This is a genomic window from Dulcicalothrix desertica PCC 7102 (assembly GCF_003991905.1).
In the GTDB taxonomy this organism is placed as follows: Bacteria; Cyanobacteriota; Cyanobacteriia; order Cyanobacteriales; family Nostocaceae; genus Dulcicalothrix; species Dulcicalothrix desertica.
This window is the reverse complement of the sequence record NZ_RSCL01000056.1, coordinates 1-4,666: the sequence shown is the minus strand read 5'-3', so window position 1 is coordinate 4,666 and position 4,666 is coordinate 1. Positions and strand designations below refer to the sequence as shown.

Annotated in this window: 3 protein-coding genes; all 3 read right to left on the bottom strand. The window is 37.5% G+C overall.

Going from position 1 to position 4,666, the window contains the following annotated elements; genetic code table 11:
* Window positions 1-94: 94 nt before the first annotated feature.
* Complete coding sequence (locus DSM106972_RS48765; RefSeq protein WP_127087475.1) at window positions 95-823, bottom strand: alpha/beta fold hydrolase; 729 nt, start codon at window positions 821-823, stop codon at window positions 95-97.
* A 238-nt stretch (window positions 824-1,061) separates the two neighbouring features.
* Window positions 1,062-3,707 (bottom strand): CHAT domain-containing protein, encoded by a 2,646-nt coding sequence (locus tag DSM106972_RS48760; protein WP_127087474.1) that lies wholly within the window; start codon window positions 3,705-3,707, stop codon window positions 1,062-1,064.
* A gap of 429 nt (window positions 3,708-4,136) precedes the next feature.
* On the bottom strand, window positions 4,137-4,541 hold the full coding sequence (locus DSM106972_RS48755) for a VOC family protein (RefSeq protein ID WP_233787983.1): 405 nt from the start codon (window positions 4,539-4,541) through the stop codon (window positions 4,137-4,139).
* Window positions 4,542-4,666 lie beyond the last annotated feature (125 nt).

Below are 4,666 nucleotides of genomic sequence, written 5' to 3'. Positions count from 1 at the left end.
GTGATGGTATGTAGTTGTCATGATTTCTCCTTTGAGGGTCATTGTTTGTTGAATGACGGCGACATTAGTGGGTTGGCGATTGCAAATTCTGCTGCTAGTCGCGCCCTGCCACAATAATCTTTTCTGCTAAACCAACCGGGTTAGAGAACATGACCTCGTGACTACCGGGCATTTGTACAAGCCGAAATAGCCCCAAGCGGTTAGACATTCTCGGATGCCAACCCCATTGTTCGCTTTGAGGGAGGACATTATCTTCTGTACAGTAGAGGTAACTTTTAGGAATGGGCAGCGAGTAAAACTGCTTCAAGTCCAACTTGTCAATCCACGGTTGATACGGTTCAGGTGATAATCGTGCGTAACTGGATTGAGCCAGTTCGAGGTCAGCATCGTTGATCAGCGCTTCTCGCCACATCTCAAAAGGTATAACCATCATCTGATTGTTTGATTCTCTAACTAGCTCGTCGAGTAATGCTTGAAGATGCGGTGGAACGTTATCTCTAACGCTCTCTCCATCATTGAGGACAAAAGCATCTAAGAAGATCAGTCGTCTAATCCGATCAGGAATCGCTTCAGCAACTTTAGCAATAATCGCCCCGCCAAAACTGTGTCCTAGTAGGACAATATCGGTTAAGTCTTTACTCACAATGTAATCGACGATCGATTGTGTACATTGAGCATGGTTAACGTTTTTATCTACGCTTTTACCATGTCCGGCGATCGTGGGAGCAAAGCAGTCATGTCCTTTTGCTTCTAGATGGTCACTGACTGCTTGCCAAGCAGAACCATCATGCCAGGAGCCATGAACTAAGACAAAAGTTGACATAAAATCCCTCCTTGAATTAGCTGTTCTCTCTTGAAATAATCATGAAATCGCTTTAGAAAAAAGCTTAGACAAATCTTGCCAGCAAAAGACTAAGAGTAAAGGAAAAGGCAGTTTGTATGGGATTCTCCTGATTCTTTATACCGAAAGTGTACTAAATTCCAATGTTCAACTTCTTTCAGATTCTTACAACAATTTGTCAAATTATTATGATGTTATAGGTTGAAAACATAATCTTGCTTTAGAACCAATTTCCTACCAAAATTAAAGGCGCCCAATAACCTGGATGTTTACGTTCATTTGAATTTTGTTGTAGCCATTGTTTTTGAGCTTTTTGGAGTGCTTTGGCTCGACTCATCCCCTGACGAAGATGCTTGTAAAAGCTGCCAATTAATCTAGCTGTGGATTCATCATCAACTTGCCATAATGAAGCTACAATACTACGGGCGCCAGCTTGTAAAGAAAGACCTGCAATACCTAAAGCATCACGGTCGCTACCTACTGCTGTTTCACAAGCTGTTAGCGTTAGTAGTTCTAATGAGTTATTTCTACGCGCGCGAATAAATTCGTAGAGCTTATTCATTGTTAACTTTTCGTTATACTGCTTAATCTTTTTAGTTCCCACGTCTGATTCTAACTTACCAGTTACTAAAAAAGTATCGCGTGAATCAATACCAAATTTTCCGTGGGTTGCTAAGTGAATAATTGGAAAGTTGTTTTGCGTTAACTCTTGTTTCAAACGTTCTGGAGTAAAAGCATTATCTATCAGCCCCTTACTACCTGGTAACACGCTTTTAATATTATCGAGTTCAAATTTTACATAATTTAAGGGTTCATAGTAAATTGAACCTTCAATAACGGAGCGTTGAGTTAAACCAAACGCTAATACTCGTAAGTCTTGTGTACTTAGTTGAGTTTGCTCTGTTAACGTCAAGCTCAATGTATTCGCAATTGCATATTTTTGAACTAAAAACTCGTTGCCGTCGTAAAGCGTTGCCATTGGAATGGTGCGAAAAATTCCATCGTGAATAAATACTAAAGTTTCAATTTTGGATTGCTGCAACTGTTGTTCAAAAGGACGAATTAGCCAGTCATATACCTGAGATGCTTTTTGTTGATAAGCATTCGTCAAATCTGAACGGTTTTCTAAGTTGTAACGCAAATCGTTAATAATTGAAGACACATTTGAACGAGTAACAAACGCCCAGTATAGTTGTGAGGTAGAATTATTGTGATTACCAGGTAAAGTTAAAATAACAGCAACTCGGTTTTCTAGAATTACTGTATTAATAATAGCCGTATGAAGATTAATTCGCGTTACGGGTTTGCTAATTGTCGGTAATGTACAATCACTACCTAGATAATTTTGCAACTCTGCTACACGTAAACCATCAATTGTTTCTAAAGCAAATTCCAGATTTTTAATTTGACTGTTTGCCTGTACCTCTTGCTCTAAATATAACTTTGTCAATTCACGATAAACTGGTTCAACAGTATCACGAAAATCAAATTGAACGTCGCGTCCAGCAATGGCTAAATCACCACGTATTGAATTAAGTGCCTTTACCGAAGTCTCATAAGCTGCAATTGCTTCAGTATTTTTACCTTGCGATTGTAAAATTCTTCCTGCTTGCCAATCCCATAAGTAATGAGTCGGTTCTATTCCTGCGAGTAATTGCGCTTGTTGTGTTAATTCTAATGCTTTACTATAATCTTTTTGGCATTCATACACATGTCCTAACTGACCTTGTGCAAAAGCTAAAGATTGTTTATCTTTAATACGTTGAGAGAGTGTAACTGCATTTTGGAGTAATTCAATAGTTTCAGAAGGTATTTGATTAGAACAGCTATATGCATCAGTTTCTTTAGCTTTTATTGGTACTGTTACTAATGTGTATAAATTCGCAAGCCTAATTATAGCATACGCTTTATCGCGCGAATCTGGAATCGAATTTGAGTTTAAGTTTAATAAATTATGCGCTTGTTGTAAAATACTCTTTGTTTCGTTGACTGTACGACTATGATGATAAGGAACAGCTAAATTAATCATTAATCGTAGTTCATTTATGGAATTTTGCCCACGAGAGAGAGCAAGACCTGCTTCAAAGTAACTTATAGCTTTATTATCAAAATCGCGAGAAGAGGAAGTAAACTTTTCTTCTTCTGTTTTATCTCCTGTTTGAATCGCAAATTCTAAATACCTTCTAGAGCGTTTTGCAAGAGTGACATAAGTATTTCCTAAACCATTTAAAGTAGAAAGAATATAAGAGTTGTAATCATATTTTTTTGCATTTGTCAACGCTTGTTCAAGATATTTAATCGACTGATTATAATCACCTTGTAAACGGTAAGTGTTTCCTAAACTAATAATTGCGCTCATCTCTCCTATAGAGTCAGAACTTTCACGAGCAATTGTAACAGCACTGTATGACGTACATTGTTCTGAGTCACCGCATAACAAAGTAATAGCTTTACGTCGTTGTCCCAAACTACTATAAGCTTGAGCAAGTTCTGTAAACATCCTTCCCATTTCTTGACGGGCGCCTACTTTTTTATAGTATGCGACAAGTTGATTAAGAGTTGTAATTGCATTTTCTATTTGACCAACTTGCTGATATGCCCGTACTAAATATTTCGATACAGTTACCGTATCACCATGACTAAGATTATTTAAAACACCTTTCCACTTAGAAATGGCACCGAGGAAATCACCATTTTTATAATCGTTTAAACCGGGAAGTATCAATTTTGAGTTAGACACTTCAGAAGCAGAAACACTGGCGCCCAAATTTAAGCCCAAATTTAAAAATACCAGAGAAACTTGACCTAAGTATAAACAAAGACTCAAACTAATGACAAATAATACGTAGAATAAACGATTTTTCACGAGACAACCTCTTAGTAAATATTCTCAGCGTCTCTATAATCATTAATAATCTATCTCTAGTATGAAATTAAAGTGTAATAATTTTTTACATAATTATGACATGTTCAATGTTCAGAATTTACTTGCCATGTAATAACAATGATTTCTGCAAAAAGTAAAACAACTAATAGCCCCTATTAAATGTAAATTGGTTTTTAAACAAAAGGTTTTACTTTCTTTGTTTTATACCAATCCTTTGAGTCGGAATAGAAAGCTGGTTGTTATACTTAGTCACAATTGCTGGCGCCATCAATCAGTTTGTTTGAGGTACTGAACAAAGCTTTTATCTATTGTTTAGTTTTGTTACTAAAATCTGAAACCTTTACTAGACAAGGCACCTAGAATTTAGATGCGTTTGCCCTGCCTCTGGGATCTATTTCATTAATAAATTCATAATGGGGTGACAAACTCGATCAGATTGCCGTTATTGTCTTGAATGATACAGAGGCGAATACCCGGATCAGGATAGCTTCCGAGTTCGACAAATGTTTTCACACCACGTCGATTTAATTCAGCAAGAACTGCATCGACATCTCGAACTCGAAAACAAAAATGTCCGATGCCTGTTGTCCTTAATCCCTCACCAAGATTAGTCGCGATCGGCATTCCTGATTGTGACTGAGTAGAGCCAATAATTTCGATGCGAAAGCCATATACACTGAGATAAGCCAATTTCAGATCTGGGAAAACGCCTACTGTCCATTCATGTTGGATCGTCGCATCTAGCTTTTCTTGATACCACTGAAGCGTTTCCTCATAGTTCGGTACATTCAAGCAAACATGATCGATTTGCATCGAACTCAGAGGATTTGAGCCTAGAGTTGAAGATGTTTGAGTTAAAATTGTCATTTGAATCTCCTGTAATTGTGAATGTTCTAGATACCTCAGAGTCTTACCGTGTAAGCGAATGGGGTGCGAGA